Origin of the sequence: Pseudomonas sp. A214, assembly GCF_900156295.1 — a bacterium.
GTDB classification, from domain to species: domain Bacteria; phylum Pseudomonadota; class Gammaproteobacteria; order Pseudomonadales; family Pseudomonadaceae; genus Aquipseudomonas; species Aquipseudomonas rhizophila.
On sequence record NZ_LT707062.1, the window covers coordinates 5,305,246 to 5,324,915 of the forward strand.

Here is a 19,670-nt window from a genome sequence, read left to right on the forward strand (position 1 = left end):
ATGCCATGACCCCGTCTTTACGCCTGGACGATCTGCGCGACGCCTACCGCAGCGGCGAACTTACACCTCGGAATTTACTGTTGAGCCTGCGGGAAAAAGCCGCGGCGCTGAACCCGGACTACCACCTGTTCATCCACCTGCTGACGCCCGAGGAGCTTGAACCTTACCTCGTCGCGCTGGAGGGCCAGGATCTGGAAAACCTGCCGCTGTATGGCGTGCCGTTCGCGATCAAGGACAACATCGACCTGGCAGGTATTCCCACCACGGCAGCCTGCCCGGCGTTCAGCTACGTGCCGCAACGTTCGGCCACCCTTGTCGAGCAGCTACTGGCCTTGGGCGCGATTCCTCTGGGCAAGACCAATCTCGACCAGTTCGCCACCGGGCTCAACGGCACCCGCTCGCCTTACGGTGCCTGTCGCAATAGCGTGCTGCCCGACTATCCGGCCGGCGGTTCAAGCGCCGGCTCATCACTGGCGGTGGCCCTGGGTGTGACAAGCTTTGCCCTGGGCACCGACACCGCAGGCTCGGGTCGGGTGCCGGCGGCGCTGAACAATCTGCTGGGGCTGAAGGCCACCAAGGGATTGATTTCCACGGCGGGTGTGGTGCCGGCCTGTCGCACGCTGGACTGCGTCACGACCTTCACCGCTACAGCCCGGGAAGCCAGCCAGTTACTCGCGCTGACAGCCCGTCTCGACCCACGCGATGAGTACAGCCGCCGCAACCCGCAGTGGAACAACGGCACAGCGTTCGGCGCGCCACGCAGCTTTCGCTTCGGCGTGCCTCGTCGGCAAGACCTGGCTTTTTTCGGCTGCCATGAAGGTCCACAACTGTTTCAAGCGGCCATCGAGCGCCTCAAGGGCCTGGGCGGCGAAGCGGTGGAACTGGACCTGTCCCCGTTTCTGGAAGCCGCCCGGCTCCTTTATGAAGGGCCTTGGGTGGCTGAGCGCTACAGCGTTGCCGGGGAATTGATGGAGCGCGAGCCCGACGCCGTACTGCCAGTTATCCGCGCCGTATTGGCGAAAGCGCCTACCGTGGATGGCGTACAAACCTTCCGTGCCCAGTACCGTTTGCAAGCGCTCAAAGCCCAATGCGATCGCGTCATGGAAACGCTCGATTGCGTCCTCACCCCGACCATCGGTCGCCCGGTGACCCTCGCCGAACTGGCCGCCGAACCGGTGCTGCGCAACTCGGAGCTGGGTTACTACACCAACTTCATGAACCTGCTGGACTACGCTGCCGTCGCTGTTCCCAGCGCATTCATGGCTAACGGCTTGCCTTGGGGCGTGACGCTGTTCGGTCGGGCCTTCACCGATCAATACCTGTTAAGCGTCGCCGACGCCTTGCAGCGCCAGCAAGCGCCGGCCGTGCCGGCGCCGGCCAACCCGGCTCGCCATGACCGGGCGCGGCTGGTGGTGTGCGGGGCGCATCTGGACGGTTTGGCGCTGAACTGGCAGCTCCAGCAACGCGGAGCCCGTCTGATCGAGGCCACCCACAGCTCAGCCGATTACCGTCTCTACGCACTGGCCGGTGGCCCGCCTCTGCGCCCCGGCATGCTGCGGGTCAGTGAAGACGGCGTGGCCATCGAGGTGGAGGTTTGGGAATTGCCGAGCAGCGAACTCGGTTCGTTCCTGACCGGCATCCCCGCGCCGCTTGGGCTGGGCAAGGTACAACTGGCCGACGGCCGCTGGGAAAGCGGATTCATTTGTGAGCCGTATGGTTTGACGGGCGCGCAGGACATCAGCCATTTGGGGGGATGGCGGGCTTATTTAGATAGTCTGAAAAAGTTGTGATTGTGTGGCGAGGGAGCTTGCTCCCGCTCGGCTGCGAAGCAGACGCTTTTGCGGCCGCTGCACTTCGGTAAATCCCTCGCCACCCTTTACAAACCTGCAAATCCGAGCACCTTTTCCTACAAGGCCACTAAACTGATTTCATTGGGTCTGCGCCAAGGAAATCGCCATGTCGCTCCGTTCGCCGTTGTATTCCCAGCGCAAGCCGCTCCTGCTCGTGGCGGGGCTGCTAGGTGCAGGCTTTCTGATCATTTCATTGTTGGGCTACCACGCTGCCAACACTTCGGTACGGGACCACACGCTCAGGACGCTGTACCTGAACCTGCTGATCGGCCTGATCGTGACGCTGGCGGTGTTGGCAATCCTTTATCAATTGATCAGCAGCTACCAACGCCGCATCGACGCCCAGGCCACCCTCGACAGCCTGACGGAACTTCCCAACCGCCGTGGCTTCGACCTGTTGGCGGTACAAGCCCTGCACGAAGCCCAACGTGAACCCCAACCCCTGGCGGCGCTGCTGCTGGAACTGGACGAGTTCAAGCGACTGGACTCCACCCATGGTCACATCGCCAGCGACCAGTTGTTGACCGGGTTCGCTCGCGACTTGACCGACAGCCTGCGGCATTCGGACATCGTGTGCCGCTGGAGTGGCGAGACGTTTATTGTGCTGCTCAAGGACACCGACGGGCAGAACGGTCTGAAGATCGCTGAGAAAATTCGTCAACGGATCGAACAACAACGTTATTTCTGCAGTGGCAAAGAGCTGCGGGTCACCGTCAGCATCGGCCTCACCACCTTGCAGGACGAAGATACCTTGCACAGCTTGCTGTCGCGGACCGATCATGCGCTGCAACGCGCCCGGCAAACCGGGAACAACCGAACCTGTGTACAGATGCCTCACTCCAGCTATGAATAAACCTGACCTGTGCCCGGCCTGTGGCGCCAGCAATGACTGCACCCTGGCCGACCCGCGAACCGCCGACCGCGCCTGCTGGTGTTACGGCGTGAGCATCGACCCGGCCGTGCTTGAAGCATTGCCGGCCGAGCTGCGCGATCAGTCCTGCCTGTGCCCACGTTGCGCCCAGGTCGAAACCCAGTTGCGGGCCAAGCCGCAGCCGATCGCGTAAGATGCCCGCCCTTCGCTCTCTTGCCTGACCTGCCCCATGCGCCTTGACCGCTTCCTCAGTAATCTGCCGCGTTTCAATCGCCAACAAGTCCGGTTATTGTTGGTGGAACGCCGAGTGCGGATCGACGGGCAGATCATCAGCGACCCTCATGCACAGGTGCGCGAATTCAGCCGGGTCGAAGTCGATGAACAGGTGCTGCAAGCCGGTCGCCCACCCCGATATTTCATGCTGCACAAACCGCCCGGTTGCGTCAGCGCCACCCGCGACCCGCAACACCCCACCGTGCTGGACCTGCTGGATGAGCCAGACAAGGACGACCTGCACATCGCCGGGCGGCTGGACTTCAACACCACCGGGCTGATGCTGATCACCAATGACGGCAGTTGGTCACGGCGCCTGACCCAACCGCAGACCAAACTGCCCAAGGTCTATTACGTCGAGACCGAGCAACTCATCACCGCCGAATACGCCCTTACCTTCGCGCGCGGGCTGTACTTCGCTTTCGAAAACCTCACCACCCAGCCTGCGGAACTGCTCCTGCTGGGGCCAAGATCGGCGCGACTGAGCATCGTTGAAGGCCGCTATCACCAGGTCAAACGCATGTTCGGCCACTTCGACAACAAGGTGTTGCGCCTGCACCGTGAACGCATGGGACCGCTGCTGCTGGACGCCGAGCTTGAGCCAGGCCAATACCGCGCCCTGAGCCCTGAAGAGATCCAGCTGATCTGATCGTATGACCGCTCGGCAGAAGTGTCGGACAATTGTCAAACAACACTTGCGCGACGGCCGGTCCACTGCTTGAATCAAACCGTCGGCCGAAATGTGACCGATGAGTCACCACATACTTCCAAGAAACTTTTTGCCGGCCGGAGCCTCCTCGGGTTCCTTCTTAACTCCGGCAAACTGCCCGCCATAACAATACCCGTCGACCGGCTTTCGTGGATCGACATGGGCCTTATCTTTCAGGCGTATGCCTACCTGTCACATTGCTCGTGCAATCTCATTGCGCGCATACCCGCTTGCCAGGAGTCTTATGACATGAGGCCAGAAATCGCTGTGCTGGATATACAGGGTCAGTATCGGGTTTACACGGAGTTCTATCGCGCAGACGCCGCGCAAAAGACCATCATCCTGGTCAACGGCTCGATGGCCACCACCGCGTCGTTTGCACAGACCGCCAAAAACCTCTACCCGCAATTCAACGTCGTGCTGTACGACCAACCCTATGCGGGCAAGTCCAAGCCCCACAACCGCCATGAAAAGATGCTGACCAAAGAGATCGAAGGCCAGATCCTCCTGGAGTTGATCGATCACTTTGCCGCAGAGCATGTGCTGTCTTTTTCCTGGGGCGGCGCCGCCACCCTCACCGCCTTGGCCCAGCGTCCACGGCGCATCGAAAAAGCGGTGATCAGCTCGTTCTCCCCAGTGCTCAATGCACCGATGCGCGACTACCTGGAACGCGGCGTGGATTACCTGGGCAGCCTGGACGGTGACCGCGTGGGACATCTGGTCAACAGCACCATCGGCAAACACTTGCCGCCGCTGTTCAAGCGCTTCAACTATCGCCACGTCAGCAGCCTGGCCGAGCACGAATATGGGCAGATGCATTTCCACATCAACGACGTGCTCCACAGCGACCGGTTGTGCTACGTCAACGCGGCGAAAAAAATCAACGTGCCGGTGCTGTTCCTGAACGGCGAATGGGACGAATACACCTCGGCCACCGATGCCAAGGTTTTCGCCGACCACGTGCAACACAGCACCTTCAGCACGCTGCAAGCCACGGGGCATTTCCTGGACATGGAACACAAAGCCGCCTGCCGCGACAGCCGTGATGCCCTGCTGGGTTTCCTCAAGCAGCCCCACCAAGAAAGCCGACCGCGCTACAACTACGTGCAGGACTACCATGCCCTGGCTATGTGAAACCGAGTCCTCGCGAGCAAGCCCCGCTCTGCCCCAACAGACACGGGGCTTGCCCGCGAACGACCGCTCTGGTTTGAGGTTTGCGTAGACGCGTCACCGCTGCGCCCGTAAAGAAAAACTTCAAATCCGCGCCCACATCTGGTACAAAGTCAGCCGCTCTGAGCGGGTGTCGTATAATGGCATTACTCCAGCTTCCCAAGCTGATAACGAGGGTTCGATTCCCTTCACCCGCTCCAATCGAATTCTGATCTCACGTCGCGTGGTTTTGGCGGGGGATATGAAAAAACCGGCTCTTGGTGGCCGGTTTTTTTATGGCTGATGTTTGATACTTTTGTGGGCAAGCTGAGCTTTTACGGCGACTGTGGTATGGAGCGCGGGGCGAGGCGTAGGCTGAGATTGCCAGAATAGGGCTTCTGCGGTGCTCGGCCCAGCTTGGCACACGTCTCCAGATAATCAGTTACCGCCTCCTCAAACGCCGCTCGAAGCTCGGTGACAGATTCGCCGTGAAACCCGACGACATCCTTAATACCAGCGATGTGGCCTACAAAGTCCACGGAACGAATGCAAGCCACTGAGCTGAAAGTTTTTTCCCTCGCTCCACTCCATACAACGAAAACGATGCCCCACCCCCACCCTCGACGTCATCGAGAAAGCACCCGATTGCAAGCCGAATACACCTTGAGCCGGCTACCGCCACGGCATCGCCGAAAAAGGGCATCTCAGCGATAGAGCCTCAAACATGCTTAGCAACAAAAGCGACGATAACAAACACGGTCAGAGCGAACGCAGCACCAATGCTGAACGGCAACCACGTAACGCGGAATTTGGTCGGGGTGGGGCGCCTCATTTCTTCAGCTAAAGCCTCCACCTCACGATGTAATTGCTCGATGCTTGATTGACTACTTCGATGTGTGGACATGTCTTTTTCTCCTCCGAGGTCGCGGGGCCCCTGCTGAGTCAGTGAAACGTTTCTAGCAATCCTGAGCCGTTTGATCTTGACGCATTGTCGCGAACTAGTACTCAGATCTTAATCCAAACACCCGTAAAGGCGACAATGGCGGTCACTACCCCAGCCCCTACTGCGTACGGGTACCAGAAGGCTTCGTGCTTCAGCTTCGTTTCTTCGGCCGTAAGCTTACGCGTCTCAGCCAACAATTTTCGGGTTTCGACCAGTAGCTTATCGAGCTCTAAATTATCGCGGTCGTCCTGGAGCATTGGGTCATCCTTGTAGAGTCTCAGCCGCCCTGAGCGTCGCTATCTGCCGGCGAAGCCAGCAAAATCTGTCGGGCGTCAGTCGCTCATTACCTATAGTCCGTCTGCGGAGCACTATTTCCGATCTACGCAGTTGTGGATAGCGGATGATTCCCGCTTGGCTGTAGGCAAAATCAATGTTGTGAGGGCGCAGGCGCCCTCACAACGTACCTGGCGACTACCCAGGTAACTGGTGGTTATCCAGTACGCGATTCACCGCTAACTCACTCAACATAATCACCTGTTGCAGCACCATCATCGTGTTGCGCTGCGAGCCTTCCATTGCGCCGGCGATATCACTGGCCATATCGCTGGCCGACGCCAGCGATTCGCAGGCATGGACAAGCAGCGTTTCGTCATCCACCGTTGGGTCGATGAGGAAGATGTTGCCGGACTTGCGGGGCGGTATCTGCGTTTTCGGCGCCCCGGGGTTGAGGTAGAAGTTGAGTGCGCGGTCTGCCGCCTCTTTTAGCTTCTTAGGATCGAGAGTGGCGTCGTAGGGTACCGGATCGATGTCCGGGGGATTGGGGGTAACCTTGAACATATGTCTAATTCCAGAGTTGGGGCCGCAACCGTTCTCTACTAAAAGAAGGGTGGCGGCTGTGCGCAGGTTAGTAGACCGGTGGAATTAGCAATGCCGGCGCGCCCAAGGGCGCCCTGCGCACAACCACCATCAAGTGCAGGAATAGAAAGACCTGACTGAATGGTGCTCATGCACCTTACTAACACCATCCGGGCTACTAAACCCGACCACTGATGGGCAGTGGCAGGTAAACGATAGGGCCCAGGGGCACAGCGCACAAGCCAGCGGATTCTGACGCACGCGTAAGTAAGGACGCAAGGTGTCGTAGCCTTTAGGACGTAACGCCGGGTGTCTTTAAACATTCGCCTTGGGATATGTTTATGCGCAATAAACATCGAGCGTTTCGTTGATGTTTTTTGGGACTGAATCGCCGGCAGCACTGGACTTATCCCTCCTCAAACGACTGCTTTTGGCCGATTTCAGCCTGTCGCGAAGGGCAGAAACCGGCCAATACAGGAGTTTCGAACGAGCCTATGAAATTGGGGGCGATTTACAGCTCTCCGTGGCCCGATGCCTACATGCTGACTGTTTCGTTGGTGTTAGGATGGGCGCAGCGGCATTCTTCATCGTATCTATGGAGGGGCAATGGCCTCGAAACTTTTCAAACATCAAGACTCCATTACACTGGCGTTTTCGTTACTTGCAATTGTTATTTCTGGCTTGAGTTTTTATTATTCAGTTAGAGAGGTTGATTCTGTAGTTGTTAGAGCGGTCAGTTTTGCAGAGTCGAGCGCAGCGAAGGTTGGTACCGATGTAGAACTTGTATTCTCAAACGGTGGAAATTTACCTTATCTTATTAGCAAGATAGAAATTAAAACCTACCATGGGGTTACTGATGGAGGGTATTTTCCATCCCTATTGGATGAAAGGTTTGCCGAGGTGCCTTTTGTATTAGATAAAGGCGCAATGAAAATGTTGAGGTTGACTGTGCCCCTGACTGAATCGTTACTCGACGGCAATAGAACCATCCCTGTTCATCTCGTTGCAAAAATTACAGCTGTAGATGTGCATGGTCAGCTCCGCAAAGTTGAAGCTTGGTATGGATCATTCTGTTTGGAATCTGAAACTATAACCCAAGACATTATTAGGAGGGACATGGTTTCCATAAGTGATAGCAGAATTGGTTCTTCGCCGGATTTTAATACTGATCCTTGTATTGAGGTTTCACGAACCACTAGAATAAAAGCGAATCGCCACTAGTTTCGGAGACTGTCAGAATGACTGCTTTTGGCCGAAAGCCGTCGGTCGCCAACGGCAGCAATCGGCCAAAAGCAGTCATTCAATGCGCTACGCCACATCAGCAATACGCAAACCGCGTTTGGTGACTTGTTTGACTGCTTCGATCTTGGATTCTTCGGGGTGACGCTGGTTTCTGATAGCACCTCCTGATGGGTCTAATTGTGAGGCTTGGAGATGTCTACAAAACTAGGGGCGATTCATTTCTACCGTGAAAACCAGGGCCGACTTTTTCAACAGAATCGACCGAAAGCTGCCGCTCCCAACGGGTCGCCTTTTGTCCGAAGCTGTCCCTTTAAACCATTCCATTGAATAGAGGATGGACCATCACATCTTTGTCTTGATGGCGCGAATGGCTGCCATGTAAGCACTGTTACCGATTCCGACCTGACCCCAGACCTCGCGATTTTCTCCTCCTTGACGGTCATATTGTTCATCCGCATCCCATAGCGTCAGGATTTGGTTAGGAAATAGGTATTCATATGGTGAGAATTCATGCGGACCGGAATTGTCCGAAGCAGCCATCAGCGAAAACACGTCGATGGCAGAGTGCCTGAAGACATCGATGCCCTTGAAGACGAACGTGACGTTCGGGTTTCCGGAGACACCAATGAAGCTGACTTCATCGTTTGGTCCGTGGGAAACCTGCATGCAGGACTCGCAAAAATAATCGACGCTGTCCTGGGAATGCTCGAGTGGGAACCCAATGGCGGCCATTGTTTGCCTCGCTACAGTGCGTGCTACGCCAAGACGCACAGGACCAATAGCTTCGAGCGGTAAAATTTCAAAAGCAGGCATTTCCTGGGCTCCATAAGGTGAGAGGCTAACCAACAGCTCCGCTGGGGAGGGGGCGGGAGTTTTGCGGTACATTGTCCGAGAGTGGGCAACTCGGTACGCTGTCGACCTTATCTGATATGGAAATTCTTAACATGGATGCGCACGCTCTGATCGCCAGAAATTTCGTCGGGTGCGAAGCATACGAAGACGCCTCGTTCATCGGACGGTTACACGAAGCAGGACTCTGGGATCGTGACGAATACTGGCTACTGGAGTGGGCACTTTATCAAATCGCAACAGAGGCAAGCTTCAGTCAGGCGCTCTCACATAGGGTGTTCGAGATCTTCAGCTACAGCTTTCTGTTATTCGGGTGCCACTTTGATCGGAAGGATCTCTTCAAGATCCGAAACCTAAAAAGAAAGCAGGTCTATGATTTTCGCGAGAGATTCCAGATGGTTTTTGAGGGCTTCTTTGCTGGGAAAATGCCGAAACCGGCTCGCTTTGACGAACCCAATCCGTGGCTCGTAGGAGGCCGGTGATTCTGACCGGACGGGATAATGGCCGCTGATGTCAATCAACCGTTCCTCGGCTAACTACAGCATCTGAGGCAAGTTATTCCTAGCGAGAGTTAGGCGACGAGCTGCATCGACGGCAGCTTTCGGCCATTTCCTACCGGTCATAACAGTCAGCAATCAACCAAACGCGTACCTATAGGCTCCGAGAGTCTTTGAACCTCTCCAGGGAAGCAGGAATTACTCAATTTCTGCCAATCAACATTCCAACCTCAGCAACACCCTCTCCCCCACTGAAACACCTTGCAACCCTTGCGCGATTGAGAATTCCCCCACGCCTCTCTAAATTTTTTCCCACAACGCCGGGCCCCTCTGACAGCGAATCGCTGCCATGTCGGAGTTGCAGTTTGTACAACTTCGACACTGAGAGGAGGGGCTTATGACTGCCCTGGAACCGTTCTTTTTTGCCGAGTTTCTCGGCACCGCTACTTGGTTGTGGCTCGTTTTTATCAGCATCGTTATCAGCCTGTTGGTCTTCGACCTCGGGGTGCTACACCGTGAGCATCGAGAAATCGGCGTTCGTGAAAGCCTGCTGCTGTCTGCTGGCTATATCACGGCCAGCTTGCTGTTTGGGCTCTGGGTCTGGCAGGTCAAGGGCGGTGATGCCGGGATGGATTTCTACACAGGTTTTCTGATCGAGAAATCGTTGTCGATGGACAACGTATTTCTTATGGCGATGATCTTCAGCTTTCTCTCAATCCCGCGTAAGTATCAGCACGAGGTGCTGTTCTGGGGCATTCTCGGTGTGATAGTGCTGCGCGCGATCATGATTGGCCTAGGTGCGGCGCTGATCGCCGAGTTCAGCTGGATTCTCTATGTGTTCGGCATCTTCCTGCTGTTGACCGGGGCCAAGATGCTGTTCAGCAAGATCGATGACCATCCGGACCTTAGTGAAAACCTGCTGGTGAAGTTCCTGCGCAAGCACATGCGGGTGACTGATCGCTTGCATGAAGGGCGCTTCTTCGTCCGTCAGGCGGATGCCAGTGGGAAGTCCGTGCTCTGGGTGACGCCGTTGTTCCTGGCCCTGGTGCTGATTGAATGTGCCGACTTGGTGTTCGCTGTGGACAGCGTGCCGGCGATCTTTGCCATCACCCAGGATCCCTTCATCGTCTACACCTCTAACATCTTCGCCATCCTTGGCCTGCGTGCGTTGTATTTCGCTCTGGCGGCGATGATTCACCGCTTCGCCTATCTCAAGTACGCCCTGGCGCTTGTGCTGGTGTTTATCGGCGGCAAGATCTTCCTGGTCGGCATCATCGGCAAGATTGCGCCGGTGATTTCCCTGAGCGTGACCCTGGCTTTGCTGCTGGGCGGTGTGCTGCTATCGCTTTGGAAAACCCGCGACCAGGCCTCTGCTCGCTCGCAGGTTTAGATCCAAACAGGCGGCGGCCGCTACACGAAAACAATATTTGCAACTGCCATCGGGGGCCATAGGCCGATGTCGTTGAATGGGTGAGGGGCAGCCGAAAGTGAGCCGCCCCTCGTCACTTAAACGCGATGTACTGTTGTGTAGGCGCGTTGGTGAATAGTCCGCCCCCCTTCGATGCGTTCTCGAATGCAGACGCGAATTGGTAGAGTCCGATATCGTTCATCTGCACGACCTTGCTTTCATTTGCCGATCCGTGGAGCGAGTGAAAGACAATGCCTCGAACGGGAATCCCCCCTGGGTTGATTAATGCGTTGAGGATTTTTACAGGTAAATCCGTCTTCGTTTCAGGCCCTATGTACGATGCGTTTTTGCTTGCCATATTGATAAGGCACCAGAACAACCATTTGGGTGACATTTGCTGGCCGGTGCTGGGATGACCCAGTGTCGCGTTGACGCTTCCTTTCGCTTCAACAATCAGGTACTCAATTACGTTGCCTGTGCGCATGTCGCGTTTGACCCAAATCTGGTCTATTCCATTGGGGCGCATCCCGTTTGCGGACTTCCCCATTTTCATCTGGTAGTCCGTGCCATACGCGGTGATCAGGAGTTTGCTTGCTGCATATTCCCCGCGGGCCGACGTTATAGACTGCGGGGTCTTCAGATCTCCACGAAGGTTCGTGTAGTGGGTGCTCAAGCGATTTCCAGATTTGACATCGTTTCTTTTGAACCGGTCCCAGCCGAGGCTGTGATCCTCCCCCCGAAGCCAGGTGTTCACCGCTTCCCTGGTCGTGGCGTCGAGCCTGGAAACGGCGTCGTAGTGATCCCACGCTTCTTTTGCCTGCCGACGCACGATCCCTTGCTGCCGTATATCCTCGAATGCCAGCAACATCTGCGCACGATGCGTCCGAATCCACTGCACATGCTGATTAGTTGAGTCGAACAGCGGATGACTATGGGCGCTACCTTGGGTATGACGCGCATCCCGCCTCAGTGCCTGTGAGATTTCAAGTTGGCCCTGCATGTCGAGTAGAACGAGTTGGTCGGCGCTGGAATTGCTCGGAAGGACGGTGTGACGGTTCACAATCTGGCTGATCAGGCTACTCTCGGGTGGATCCAGCAACTTTCGTATGCCTATCGTTCCAAGGGCTGTGTAAGGGTATTGCTGGCTCGATAAAAGCGTCAGGTTATTCGTGGTCAGATCCAGCGTAGGTTGGTCGCCCAGATAGAGATCTACTTTCAGACCGCCAGGCCGCCCCGCTTCCAGGTTGTTCAAGATGCGTTGATTCAGCTGGTCGTTGGTGTCGGTATAACTTGTCAGCTGGTTCATATCAGGCGCCGTCCGTTGGCAAGGGTAAAGGCCGGATACAGAGCCGCAGTGAACGGTCGTTTACGGTCACTATCACTACGCGGGGCTTGATAGCAGCATAGAACACTGTGTCTGGAGTGTGAGTCTGAATTCAAAACCGGTGTAACGGGCGCTCAGGGGCATTCAGGGGGAATACGCGGATGCCTGCAAGAAGCCGCCTGCGCAAGCGGCATGACGCGAAATGGGCCGGCCACACATCGCCAACATGCGCAGGGTGCTGGATCCTATTGTTTGCAAGGTTCCGGTCAGTCGAAAAACCATCACCGTGCTCAATCAGAACCTTCAGTACCGTAGCGCCAGACTGAAGGCTATCCGCTCGGCCCTTAAAGGCCGTGAGTCACTACGCCAAAAGGTACTGTGATGGATGATAATCAGAGTCAAGGCTCACCAGTCCAGATGGTGAAGGTGAGATGCAATGCCCCACTCGCGTCAGCCCTCCGCTAACAAGCAGAAAATGGGTGGACGCACGTGGCAATTCTCTCTAGATTCGTCCCCATCGAAGCGACTGACCAGATGAGATTGAGCGCTTCCCAGCGACGAAAGTCGTAACCGCGCAAGGCGGTTCGTAAGTGGTGTCTGGATCTGCTTTACCGAATACGAAAAAAGACGCCTGCGGCGTCTTTTTTCGTTTCTGTCTCTAACGCTTGGTCGATGTCGGCTGCCGCATGTGGATCTTACCGCACAGCAATATAAAGCCCATCCTGCCCAGTAATCGAGGCGGTTTGTCGGTTTGATGATAAGCGCTTTCAACGACAAGGTTCAGGTCCTGAGGCTTATTCTTGGCAGCCCGACGTATCTCAAAAAACACGTGATAAGGTCCGTTCGGGTCTACGATCGTCATTGAGTACGCCCAATTGCGAAAATATCAACCGCCCCCCGGCAAATGCCCCAACGGCAGGGCCCCGGGAGTCTTCACCGTATGAATAGCAAAATTACTCCGGATGTCACTCACCCCCGGCAACTTCAGCAGCCGGCCAGTGAGAAAACGGTCGTAGGCCCGCAAGTCCGGCACCACCACTTGCAACAGAAAGTCCGATTCGCCTGAGACCAGAAACGCTGAAATCACCTCCGGCAACGCCGTGACCGCTTGGCGAAACGCTTCGGCCTGTTCGTCGTTGTGCCGTTCAACCTTGACGCCGACAAAGATCGTCAACCCAAGTCCTACTTCATCACGGTCGAGGATGGCTTGGTAACCGCGAATGACGCCGGCTTCTTCCAGCATCCGCACGCGGCGCAGGCATGGCGACGCGGACAGGCCGATTTCCTCCGCCAGTTGCACGTTGCTCAAGCGGCCGTCGCGTTGCAGCGCGGCGAGGATTTTGCGATCGAAGGCGTCCAGTTTCATGGATTGGTAGTTTCCGATTGAACTTCACGATTACTTGGCAGGTTATGCCAATTCCATAAGCTTTAGAAGCTGACTTCGCAACCACCTGCCCTGCCCGTCAGCCATAGACTGGCACTACCGAAATCGTCGATGCAGGGGGTGTGGTGTGGCAGAGCTCTGGTTGTTTTTGATGGCGTTAGTGGTGGTGTATCTGTTGCCTGGGCCGGACATGATCCTGCTTCTGCAAACCGGCGCTCGTCAGGGTAAGGGCGCGGCGCTGGCGACTGCGGTAGGCCTGGGGATCGCTCGGGGGTGTCATGTCGCGCTGGCAGCGTTGGGGCTTTCGGCGTTGTTCAAGACCGCGCCCTGGACCTTTGACGTGGTGCGCCTGGCCGGTGCCGCTTATTTGTTATGGATTGGTTTTCAATGCCTGCGGACTTCGCTGTTGCCAAGCTTTGAAGGGGCCGGCGTTGAGGCAGGAAGACGGCAGTGGCACCCGGCGATTCGGCGCGGGTTGTTGACCAACCTGCTCAATCCCAAGGCGCTGCTGTTTTGCTCGGTGCTTTTGCCACAGTTCATCGACCCACAGGGCGGGCCAGTGCTTGGGCAATTTGCAACCCTCGGCGTGGTGTTGGTCAGCGTCGGCTTATTGTTTGATAGCGCCTATGCGCTGGTGGGCGTGGCGCTCGGTCGCTGGCTCCAGCGTTCTCCTTCGGCCCAGCGCCTGCAGCAGTGGCTATTTGGGAGTCTTTTGATTGGGTTTGCTGTGCGACTGAGCTTTGTGCAGCAGTCGTAGTGCTTATGGGTTCGCGAAACGGCTTTGGTCCGTGCCGTAGCTCCAGCCCTGCTGGAGCAAGCTCTCTCTACACGGTCGCACTTCACATCCAGAAATAACCCCACCGACCTCGCCACCGCCCCTGTGCCGCGCGGCTTCTAGACTTTCCTGCAACGACGCCAACCACCCAACAAGGCCATATCGGTGGTTATAGTGTTGATCATCAAAACCAAGTAGGTATAGTAACCACCAAGCACACCACACGGAGGTGATGTGAATAGCCGATTTTTGATAAGCCAAATTGTTGCGGACGGTTGGTATCTGGTGCGGGTTCGGGACAGTCATCATCACTTCAAACACCCGACCAAACCGGGGGCTGGTCACGGTCCCTCATCCGAAGAAGGACCTGCTCAAAAAAACCGCCATCAGCATTTTGCAACAGGCCCTGCTACAAACGGCCAGTTGCCCTGCCCTCCCGGAGAACGATTGACATGCTTTACCCGATTGCAATTTCCATGGGCGATGAGAAGCACGCCTGGGGTGTTGAAGTACCGGATATTCCGGGTTGTTTTTCTGCTGGCGATGACCTGGACGATGCCATGGCGATGGCCCGCGAGGCGATTGAAGGGCACTTCGAGATTCTGGCTGAGGACGGCTCGCCGATTCCATCGGCCAATACAGTCACCTTGCATGCGGCCAATGCGAAATACGCAGGTTGCACCTGGGCGCTGGTGGATATTGATGTGACCAAATATCTGGGCAAGGCGCAGAAGCTCAACATCACCTTGCCTGGTTATCTGCTGAACCGTATTGACGAGTACGTGCTGCACCATCCTGAAGAAAAAAGCCGTTCCGGGTTTCTGGCCTCGGCGGCGCTGAAGGTGTTGCAGCAAGGACGTTGAAAACCAACCTGCCCTAAATCCCCTGCCCTAACCCTTGTGGGAGCGAGCCTGCTCGCGATGGCGCCCTATCAGTCAAACCCTACTGATCTGCCCATCGCGAGCAGGCTCGCTCCCACATTTTTTTTGCAATAAGCCGGTTATTTTTTCTCCGAACCGGACTCCTGCATCTGCACCGACGACTTGGTGCCATCGGTGTTGTCCTTGGTCTCGTTGTCAGAGTTGTCGAAGCAGCCCTGCAGGGCGAACAGGCAACAGGTGAGGAAAAAGGTGCGCGTGAGATTCATGGTGTACTCCGATTGAGGGCTTTAAGAAGTGACCTCTGAATACGGTGAATGGTTGCGATGACCTTGCAGCTCGCTGAACTTCAGGCTGCGCGGCAAATGTAAGTAGAATTTTCATCGCTTCATTGCTGTCACACCAGACAGGTAAGTCCCAGAAGGAAACGCAGCAATGAACTTCGCAAAAATCGCACAAAAACTGGCCCTGTGGGCAGGCAGTCCCAAGACGTTTTTGGGGGCGCTGGTGTTGTTGGTGCTCTGGGCAGTCAGCGGGCCGTTTTTCCAGTTCAACGATACCTGGCAACTGATCATCAACACCTCGACCACGATCATCACATTCCTGATGGTGTTCCTGATTCAGAACACACAGAACCGCGATACCGACATCTTGCATCTGAAGGTCGACGAATTGATCAGGGCGAACAAAAATGCACACGATGCAATGCTCGGGCTGGAGTCGCTGGACCTCAAGCAGTTGGAGGCGATGAGAAGGCACTACCAGGCCATGGGTGAGAAGGAGGCCAAGAACCTCGGTGCCGAGCAAGGCCTGGAGCCAAAAAACAAGATCGATCTGAATCAGTGCTGATACTGGCGCGCGAGCAGCCTTCGCCACTCGCGCGGCCAAGCGTGAAGTCAGGGCAGCGGATTACCACCCGTCACGCCAAACACTTCCCCGGTGATGTAGCTCGACTCCTGTGACGCCAGCAGCACATAGAGCGGTGCACACTCGGCCGGTTGGCCTGGGCGCTTCATCGGAACTTGAGAACCAAAGGTGGGGATTTTCTCCTGGGGTTGTCCACCGCTGGGTTGCAGCACGGTCCAGATCGGCCCCGGTGCCACGGCATTGACCCGTATCCCCTTGCTGATCACCTGCCCCGCCAGCGCCTTAGTGAATGCGACGATGGCCGCTTTGGTGGTGGCGTAGTCCAGCAGGGTGGCAGACGGATCGTAGGATTGGATCGACGCGGTGTTGATAACCGTCGCCCCCGCCGGCATCAGCGGTAATGCGGCCTTGCAGATCCAGAACATCGCATAGATGTTGGTTTTCATGGTGTCATCGAATTGCGCGGTGGTGATATCGGCAATGTCTTTCTGTGCTTCCTGTTTACCCGCAACATTCACCAGGATATCCAGGCCACCCAGTTGCTCATGGGCGCTTTTCACCAGTTGGACGCAGAATTGCTCATTCTTCAGATCGCCCGGGATTGCAATCGCCTTGCGACCCTCGGCCTCGATCAGCTCGATGACTTGCCGTGCATCCCGCTCTTCGCTGGGCAGATAGTTGATCGCTACATCAGCGCCTTCCCGGGCGTAGGCAATGGCGGCGGCGCGACCGATGCCCGAGTCGCCACCGGTCACCAAGGCCTTACGCCCTTCGAGGCGCCCGAAACCCTGGTAACTTTTTTCACCGTGATCGGGCTTGGGCACCATGTCCTGATCGATACCCGGTGGCGACTGCGGCTGGTCGGGGAAAGGGGGACGGGGATATTGGGTCAAAGGGTTCTGCATCGCGTATTGGTTGGGTTCTCGGCGTGTGGACATCGAGCTTCTCCTTTTCGGCGGGCAAGGTGAGCCGGGACGCAAGCGCCCTGGCCCTGAATGTTAAACGTGCGGCGAATCAGCGACTGGCCTGGAGCGCCCGGGCCATTTCGAGGTGGGTCTGCAACTTAGGCAGGGTTTCGTCGGCGAACGCCTTGATTTCCGGCACTTCCGTGGTCTTGGCCTGTTCCTGGATCTGCGCAATGGCTTCCTCGGTAGCCTTGACCTGGCTGGCGGCATAGGCAGCCTCGAACGACTCGCCTTCCGGCACTTGCGGCATTAGCGTCTTGGCCTTGTCTGCCACTTCTTCCCGTGGCGCGACAGGCAGGTCGAGTTTCTTCGCAATCTTGGCCAGATGCTGGTTGGCGGTGGTGCGGTCGTTGATCACCATGATGGTGTAATCCTTGACTTCCCTGGACTCGGCCTTGCCGTGGGCCATGCGGCTGGCCTCGATGTCGGCCATGCCTTTGGCCGAAGCATCGTTGATAAACTCGGCAGGCGATTGTGCCCAGGCACTATTAACCCCCAGGCCCACCAGCACGACGAGACTGGTGCTGCGTAAAAAGGTGGCCATCCGGCTCATGGTCACGCCCTCCTCTAAAAAGTTGCGGCAGATTTCTCGCCGCTGAATCAGAACCACCTGTAACGATGTGGACAAACGTCTGTTCCGAATACGGCCGATACCGGCTTCAACGGGTAACTCTCGACGACGATGAAGTGGGTGGTTCTCCCACATGTGCGACCCGATCCAGACGCCTTCGTTCGATCCAGGGCAATGTTTCCGGCGAGCGGGCCCCACCTGATATTCGAAAGGGCCGCGAACTGAAAGGTTTGAAAAATCGTTGGGCGCCACGACGAACGGTGGCCCGTGGTCAAATATCGAACGCCTTGTGATTCTGGCGTTTAGCGGCGTACATCGCCTCATCGGCGTGGCGGAACAGTGCGACATCTTCCAGGCCATGCTCGGGGAAACAAGCCACCCCGATGCTCGGCTCGATGCTCAGGCAATGCCCGTCCAGGCGCAGCGGCTGGGTCAGTGCATGACGGATCTTTTCCTGCACATGGTGGGCATCTTCCAAGGCCTGGACACTATGGAGCAGGACAACGAACTCATCGCCGCCAATGCGCGCCACCGTATCGGTGTCGCGCACACAGCCCTGGAGCCGGCTGGCCACCGCCTGCAACAACATGTCGCCCACCGCGTGGCCGTAGGTATCGTTGATCTGCTTGAAGCGATCCAGGTCGATATACAGCAGCGCCATGCGCCCAGACGCCGTCCGGGCGGTGGCCAGTGCGGCCTTGAAGCGTTCGCGCAGCAATTCGCGGTTTGGCACCTGGGTCAACTGATCGTACTGAGCCATGCGCTGCAACCGGGCGTGCAATTGCTGGCGCTCGATGGCGATGGTGAGCTGCGCACAGACGTATTGCAGCAACTCCTTGTCTTGCTCGGTGTAGCGCTGGTTGTCTTGCGTGCTCTTGACGATCAACGCACCGATCGTGCCGTTTTGCGAGATCAGCGGTACACCCAGCCAGCAGGGAGCGTTCGGTTGCGCCACAAGGTCGCAGAACCCCGATGGCAACTGACTGCAACCGGGGGTCAGCAGGATTGGCTGGCCGCTGCGAATCACTTCGGCGCACAGGCGCTTGGTGACCGAGCCCGGCCCATCGGGCTGTCGTTCCAGGTCATCGACGTGATAGGCAAAGTTCAACTGCTCGCACTGCTCGTCATACAGCGCCACCGAAAAATTCAGCGCCGGCAGCCACTCGCCAATGATCAGGTGGATGCGCTTGAACAACGCCAGCAGGTCCGCAGCCGCATGGGCGGCCTCGGAAATCGCATACAACGCCGCCTGCCGAGACTCGGCCTGCTTGCGTTCGGTGATATCCCGGGCCACGGCGATCCGCAACTGGTCCGCCGGCGACCAGCGCGCCGACCACAGGATATGCACCACCCGACCGTCCTTGTGCAGGTAGCGGTTCTCGAAATTGAGCTTGGGTTCGCCGTCCATGATCTCCCGCGCCGCATCAAGAGTCCGCTGGCGGTCGGCAGGATGCACCAGGTCGATCATCGGCTGGCCGATCAGCTCCTGCGGGGTGTAACCGAAAATGCGTTCACAAGCGGCGCTGACAAACACGAAACGCCCCTGGCCGTCGACGGCACACACGGCGTCCAGCAAAAGATCCATGTAACTGGCCAGCGGCGCACGATTGCGAGTGTCCATGGGGCTGGTGGTCTTCCGATAATGCATCGTTGAAAAAAGCCTTGCCTGCGCAGCCGGCACGTCAGCCCTGCGCCTTGCTGGCCAACAACCGATTCGCGCCAACAATACCCATGAGGATAGCGTAGGCCAACGGGCCGCCCAAAAAACTGATTGTTATCAGCAATGGCAATATCGACCCATGCAGCAGCTCGGCACGGCTGCACAGGCGAGGCGAAGAATCAGGGAGCGGTAAAAAACTCCATGGCGGCGTAAGGCGCCTGTCGACAGGCCTGCAGTCGGGACGTCAGATCTCCCACATGGATTTCGAGTTTGTGCCCGTCCGGGTCGAGAAAGTAAAACGAGTCCCCTTCGCTGCGGTTGTCGCGCCACGTCACCACCTGGGCCGCATTGAGCCGCGCCACCAGCACCGGGAAGTCCTCGGCACGGATACTGAATGCGTAATGGGTGTAGTCCGCCGCAGCCCCCTTTTTGCGCAACGGGTCAACAGACAGGCACAGCCATAGTCCGGGCAGCGACAAATAGGCCCCTTTGTCCCATCTGGCCTCAAGACGAAGCTGCAATAGCTCGCTATAAAAAACCACACTGGGGTCCAGCTCGGTGACGGCAAGTGTCAGATGATTGAAGCCTGAGAGCATCGAC

At 57.0% G+C, this 19,670-nt stretch carries 21 protein-coding genes, 1 tRNA gene and 5 pseudogenes; 13 read left to right on the forward strand and 14 right to left on the reverse strand.

Translation table 11 applies throughout. The annotated features are described in order from the left end of the window. The first annotated feature begins 5 nt into the window (after positions 1-5). From atzF to BW979_RS23650, 6 genes and pseudogenes are all read left to right on the forward strand, one after another. Complete coding sequence (gene atzF, locus BW979_RS23625) at positions 6-1,790, forward strand: allophanate hydrolase (protein ID WP_076385977.1); 1,785 nt, start codon at positions 6-8, stop codon at positions 1,788-1,790. Positions 1,791-2,091: 301 nt separating this feature from the next. After that, positions 2,092-2,703, forward strand: a pseudogene (locus BW979_RS23630) (GGDEF domain-containing protein); the annotation flags it as partial. Further along, the gene (locus tag BW979_RS23635; RefSeq protein WP_047227993.1) at positions 2,696-2,914 is read left to right on the forward strand and encodes a cysteine-rich CWC family protein; all 219 of its coding nucleotides are present in this window, start codon (positions 2,696-2,698) and stop codon (positions 2,912-2,914) included. The pseudogene BW979_RS23630 and the gene BW979_RS23635, both read left to right, overlap by 8 nt. 36 nt (positions 2,915-2,950) lie before the next feature. Further along, positions 2,951-3,643 carry a pseudouridine synthase gene (locus BW979_RS23640; RefSeq protein ID WP_076385981.1) on the forward strand — a complete coding sequence of 231 codons (693 nt, stop codon included), beginning with the start codon at positions 2,951-2,953 and terminating at the stop codon, positions 3,641-3,643. Positions 3,644-3,952: 309 nt separating this feature from the next. Beyond that, entirely contained in the window at positions 3,953-4,837 is an 885-nt protein-coding gene (locus BW979_RS23645) for an alpha/beta fold hydrolase (protein ID WP_047227995.1), read from the forward strand. A gap of 162 nt (positions 4,838-4,999) precedes the next feature. After that, positions 5,000-5,073: transfer RNA gene (locus BW979_RS23650), tRNA-Gly, on the forward strand. A gap of 73 nt (positions 5,074-5,146) precedes the next feature. Here the strand turns inward: BW979_RS23650 and BW979_RS23655 are convergent. The 4 genes and pseudogenes from BW979_RS23655 to BW979_RS23670 all read right to left on the reverse strand — a co-directional run. Next, positions 5,147-5,385, reverse strand: a pseudogene (locus BW979_RS23655) (type II toxin-antitoxin system HicB family antitoxin); the annotation flags it as partial. Positions 5,386-5,570: 185 nt separating this feature from the next. After that, positions 5,571-5,756 carry a hypothetical protein gene (locus BW979_RS23660; RefSeq protein ID WP_076385983.1) on the reverse strand — a complete coding sequence of 62 codons (186 nt, stop codon included), beginning with the start codon at positions 5,754-5,756 and terminating at the stop codon, positions 5,571-5,573. A 101-nt stretch (positions 5,757-5,857) separates the two neighbouring features. After that, positions 5,858-6,052 carry a hypothetical protein gene (locus BW979_RS23665; RefSeq protein ID WP_047227996.1) on the reverse strand — a complete coding sequence of 65 codons (195 nt, stop codon included), beginning with the start codon at positions 6,050-6,052 and terminating at the stop codon, positions 5,858-5,860. A 214-nt stretch (positions 6,053-6,266) separates the two neighbouring features. Then, on the reverse strand, positions 6,267-6,632 hold the full coding sequence (locus BW979_RS23670; RefSeq protein ID WP_076385985.1) for a DUF6124 family protein: 366 nt from the start codon (positions 6,630-6,632) through the stop codon (positions 6,267-6,269). A gap of 624 nt (positions 6,633-7,256) precedes the next feature. Here BW979_RS23670 and BW979_RS27505 point away from each other — a divergent pair. Next, the gene (locus BW979_RS27505) at positions 7,257-7,871 is read left to right on the forward strand and encodes a hypothetical protein (RefSeq protein ID WP_156893530.1); all 615 of its coding nucleotides are present in this window, start codon (positions 7,257-7,259) and stop codon (positions 7,869-7,871) included. Positions 7,872-8,234: 363 nt separating this feature from the next. Here BW979_RS27505 and BW979_RS23675 read toward each other — a convergent pair whose 3' ends face one another. Continuing rightward, on the reverse strand, positions 8,235-8,705 hold the full coding sequence (locus BW979_RS23675) for a hypothetical protein (protein ID WP_076385987.1): 471 nt from the start codon (positions 8,703-8,705) through the stop codon (positions 8,235-8,237). Between the two features lie 131 nt (positions 8,706-8,836). Between BW979_RS23675 and BW979_RS23680 the strand changes: the two genes are divergently transcribed. Further along, the gene (locus BW979_RS23680) at positions 8,837-9,223 is read left to right on the forward strand and encodes an Imm41 family immunity protein (protein WP_076385989.1); all 387 of its coding nucleotides are present in this window, start codon (positions 8,837-8,839) and stop codon (positions 9,221-9,223) included. Positions 9,224-9,635: 412 nt separating this feature from the next. Next, on the forward strand, positions 9,636-10,628 hold the full coding sequence (locus BW979_RS23685) for a TerC family protein (RefSeq protein ID WP_076385991.1): 993 nt from the start codon (positions 9,636-9,638) through the stop codon (positions 10,626-10,628). A 112-nt stretch (positions 10,629-10,740) separates the two neighbouring features. Here BW979_RS23685 and BW979_RS23690 read toward each other — a convergent pair whose 3' ends face one another. From BW979_RS23690 to BW979_RS23700, 3 genes and pseudogenes are all read right to left on the reverse strand, one after another. After that, positions 10,741-11,952 (reverse strand): hypothetical protein, encoded by a 1,212-nt coding sequence (locus BW979_RS23690; RefSeq protein ID WP_047228000.1) that lies wholly within the window; start codon positions 11,950-11,952, stop codon positions 10,741-10,743. A 676-nt stretch (positions 11,953-12,628) separates the two neighbouring features. Continuing rightward, positions 12,629-12,850 (reverse strand): annotated as a pseudogene (locus BW979_RS27910) (hypothetical protein); the annotation flags it as partial. 6 nt (positions 12,851-12,856) lie between these two features. Then, the gene (locus tag BW979_RS23700) at positions 12,857-13,336 is read right to left on the reverse strand and encodes an Lrp/AsnC family transcriptional regulator (RefSeq protein WP_047228001.1); all 480 of its coding nucleotides are present in this window, start codon (positions 13,334-13,336) and stop codon (positions 12,857-12,859) included. A gap of 145 nt (positions 13,337-13,481) precedes the next feature. Here BW979_RS23700 and BW979_RS23705 point away from each other — a divergent pair, with 145 nt between their 5' ends. From BW979_RS23705 to BW979_RS23715, 3 genes and pseudogenes are all read left to right on the forward strand, one after another. Next, entirely contained in the window at positions 13,482-14,111 is a 630-nt protein-coding gene (locus BW979_RS23705; protein ID WP_047228037.1) for a LysE family translocator, read from the forward strand. A 252-nt stretch (positions 14,112-14,363) separates the two neighbouring features. Beyond that, positions 14,364-14,580: pseudogene (locus BW979_RS23710) on the forward strand (type II toxin-antitoxin system HicA family toxin). A 1-nt stretch (position 14,581) separates the two neighbouring features. Next, complete coding sequence (locus tag BW979_RS23715; protein WP_047228002.1) at positions 14,582-14,992, forward strand: type II toxin-antitoxin system HicB family antitoxin; 411 nt, start codon at positions 14,582-14,584, stop codon at positions 14,990-14,992. Between the two features lie 137 nt (positions 14,993-15,129). On the opposite strand, the gene BW979_RS27655 is transcribed toward BW979_RS23715, so the two are convergent. Next, a complete protein-coding gene (locus BW979_RS27655; protein ID WP_171061408.1) occupies positions 15,130-15,276 on the reverse strand; it encodes a hypothetical protein in 147 nt (48 codons plus the stop codon). Positions 15,277-15,442: 166 nt separating this feature from the next. Between BW979_RS27655 and BW979_RS23720 the strand changes: the two genes are divergently transcribed. Then, positions 15,443-15,856 (forward strand): low affinity iron permease family protein, encoded by a 414-nt coding sequence (locus BW979_RS23720; RefSeq protein WP_047228003.1) that lies wholly within the window; start codon positions 15,443-15,445, stop codon positions 15,854-15,856. A gap of 47 nt (positions 15,857-15,903) precedes the next feature. Here BW979_RS23720 and BW979_RS23725 read toward each other — a convergent pair whose 3' ends face one another. The 5 genes and pseudogenes from BW979_RS23725 to BW979_RS23740 all read right to left on the reverse strand — a co-directional run bounded on the left by BW979_RS23725 (position 15,904) and on the right by BW979_RS23740 (position 19,666). Continuing rightward, positions 15,904-16,812, reverse strand: coding sequence for an SDR family oxidoreductase (locus tag BW979_RS23725; protein WP_076385993.1), 909 nt, complete (start codon positions 16,810-16,812; stop codon positions 15,904-15,906). A gap of 76 nt (positions 16,813-16,888) precedes the next feature. After that, on the reverse strand, positions 16,889-17,392 hold the full coding sequence (locus tag BW979_RS23730) for a DUF4142 domain-containing protein (RefSeq protein WP_076385995.1): 504 nt from the start codon (positions 17,390-17,392) through the stop codon (positions 16,889-16,891). A 289-nt stretch (positions 17,393-17,681) separates the two neighbouring features. Then, positions 17,682-19,031 carry a sensor domain-containing protein gene (locus BW979_RS23735; RefSeq protein ID WP_047228038.1) on the reverse strand — a complete coding sequence of 450 codons (1,350 nt, stop codon included), beginning with the start codon at positions 19,029-19,031 and terminating at the stop codon, positions 17,682-17,684. An 85-nt stretch (positions 19,032-19,116) separates the two neighbouring features. Continuing rightward, positions 19,117-19,236 (reverse strand): annotated as a pseudogene (locus BW979_RS27510) (LysE family translocator); the annotation flags it as partial. A 13-nt stretch (positions 19,237-19,249) separates the two neighbouring features. Next, positions 19,250-19,666, reverse strand: coding sequence for a VOC family protein (locus tag BW979_RS23740; RefSeq protein WP_076385997.1), 417 nt, complete (start codon positions 19,664-19,666; stop codon positions 19,250-19,252). Positions 19,667-19,670 lie beyond the last annotated feature (4 nt).

Coding starts and splice junctions, on each gene's coding strand:
- atzF (WP_076385977.1), top strand. CDS start 6: ATGACCCCGTCTTTACGCCTGGACGATCTGCGCGACGCCTACCGCAGC.
- BW979_RS23635 (WP_047227993.1), top strand. CDS start 2,696: ATGAATAAACCTGACCTGTGCCCGGCCTGTGGCGCCAGCAATGACTGC.
- BW979_RS23640 (WP_076385981.1), top strand. CDS start 2,951: ATGCGCCTTGACCGCTTCCTCAGTAATCTGCCGCGTTTCAATCGCCAA.
- BW979_RS23645 (WP_047227995.1), top strand. CDS start 3,953: ATGAGGCCAGAAATCGCTGTGCTGGATATACAGGGTCAGTATCGGGTT.
- BW979_RS23660 (WP_076385983.1), bottom strand. CDS start 5,756: ATGTCCACACATCGAAGTAGTCAATCAAGCATCGAGCAATTACATCGT.
- BW979_RS23665 (WP_047227996.1), bottom strand. CDS start 6,052: ATGCTCCAGGACGACCGCGATAATTTAGAGCTCGATAAGCTACTGGTC.
- BW979_RS23670 (WP_076385985.1), bottom strand. CDS start 6,632: ATGTTCAAGGTTACCCCCAATCCCCCGGACATCGATCCGGTACCCTAC.
- BW979_RS27505 (WP_156893530.1), top strand. CDS start 7,257: ATGGCCTCGAAACTTTTCAAACATCAAGACTCCATTACACTGGCGTTT.
- BW979_RS23675 (WP_076385987.1), bottom strand. CDS start 8,705: ATGCCTGCTTTTGAAATTTTACCGCTCGAAGCTATTGGTCCTGTGCGT.
- BW979_RS23680 (WP_076385989.1), top strand. CDS start 8,837: ATGGATGCGCACGCTCTGATCGCCAGAAATTTCGTCGGGTGCGAAGCA.
- BW979_RS23685 (WP_076385991.1), top strand. CDS start 9,636: ATGACTGCCCTGGAACCGTTCTTTTTTGCCGAGTTTCTCGGCACCGCT.
- BW979_RS23690 (WP_047228000.1), bottom strand. CDS start 11,952: ATGAACCAGCTGACAAGTTATACCGACACCAACGACCAGCTGAATCAA.
- BW979_RS23700 (WP_047228001.1), bottom strand. CDS start 13,336: ATGAAACTGGACGCCTTCGATCGCAAAATCCTCGCCGCGCTGCAACGC.
- BW979_RS23715 (WP_047228002.1), top strand. CDS start 14,582: ATGCTTTACCCGATTGCAATTTCCATGGGCGATGAGAAGCACGCCTGG.
- BW979_RS27655 (WP_171061408.1), bottom strand. CDS start 15,276: ATGAATCTCACGCGCACCTTTTTCCTCACCTGTTGCCTGTTCGCCCTG.
- BW979_RS23720 (WP_047228003.1), top strand. CDS start 15,443: ATGAACTTCGCAAAAATCGCACAAAAACTGGCCCTGTGGGCAGGCAGT.
- BW979_RS23725 (WP_076385993.1), bottom strand. CDS start 16,812: ATGTCCACACGCCGAGAACCCAACCAATACGCGATGCAGAACCCTTTG.
- BW979_RS23730 (WP_076385995.1), bottom strand. CDS start 17,392: ATGAGCCGGATGGCCACCTTTTTACGCAGCACCAGTCTCGTCGTGCTG.
- BW979_RS23735 (WP_047228038.1), bottom strand. CDS start 19,031: ATGGACACTCGCAATCGTGCGCCGCTGGCCAGTTACATGGATCTTTTG.
- BW979_RS23740 (WP_076385997.1), bottom strand. CDS start 19,666: ATGCTCTCAGGCTTCAATCATCTGACACTTGCCGTCACCGAGCTGGAC.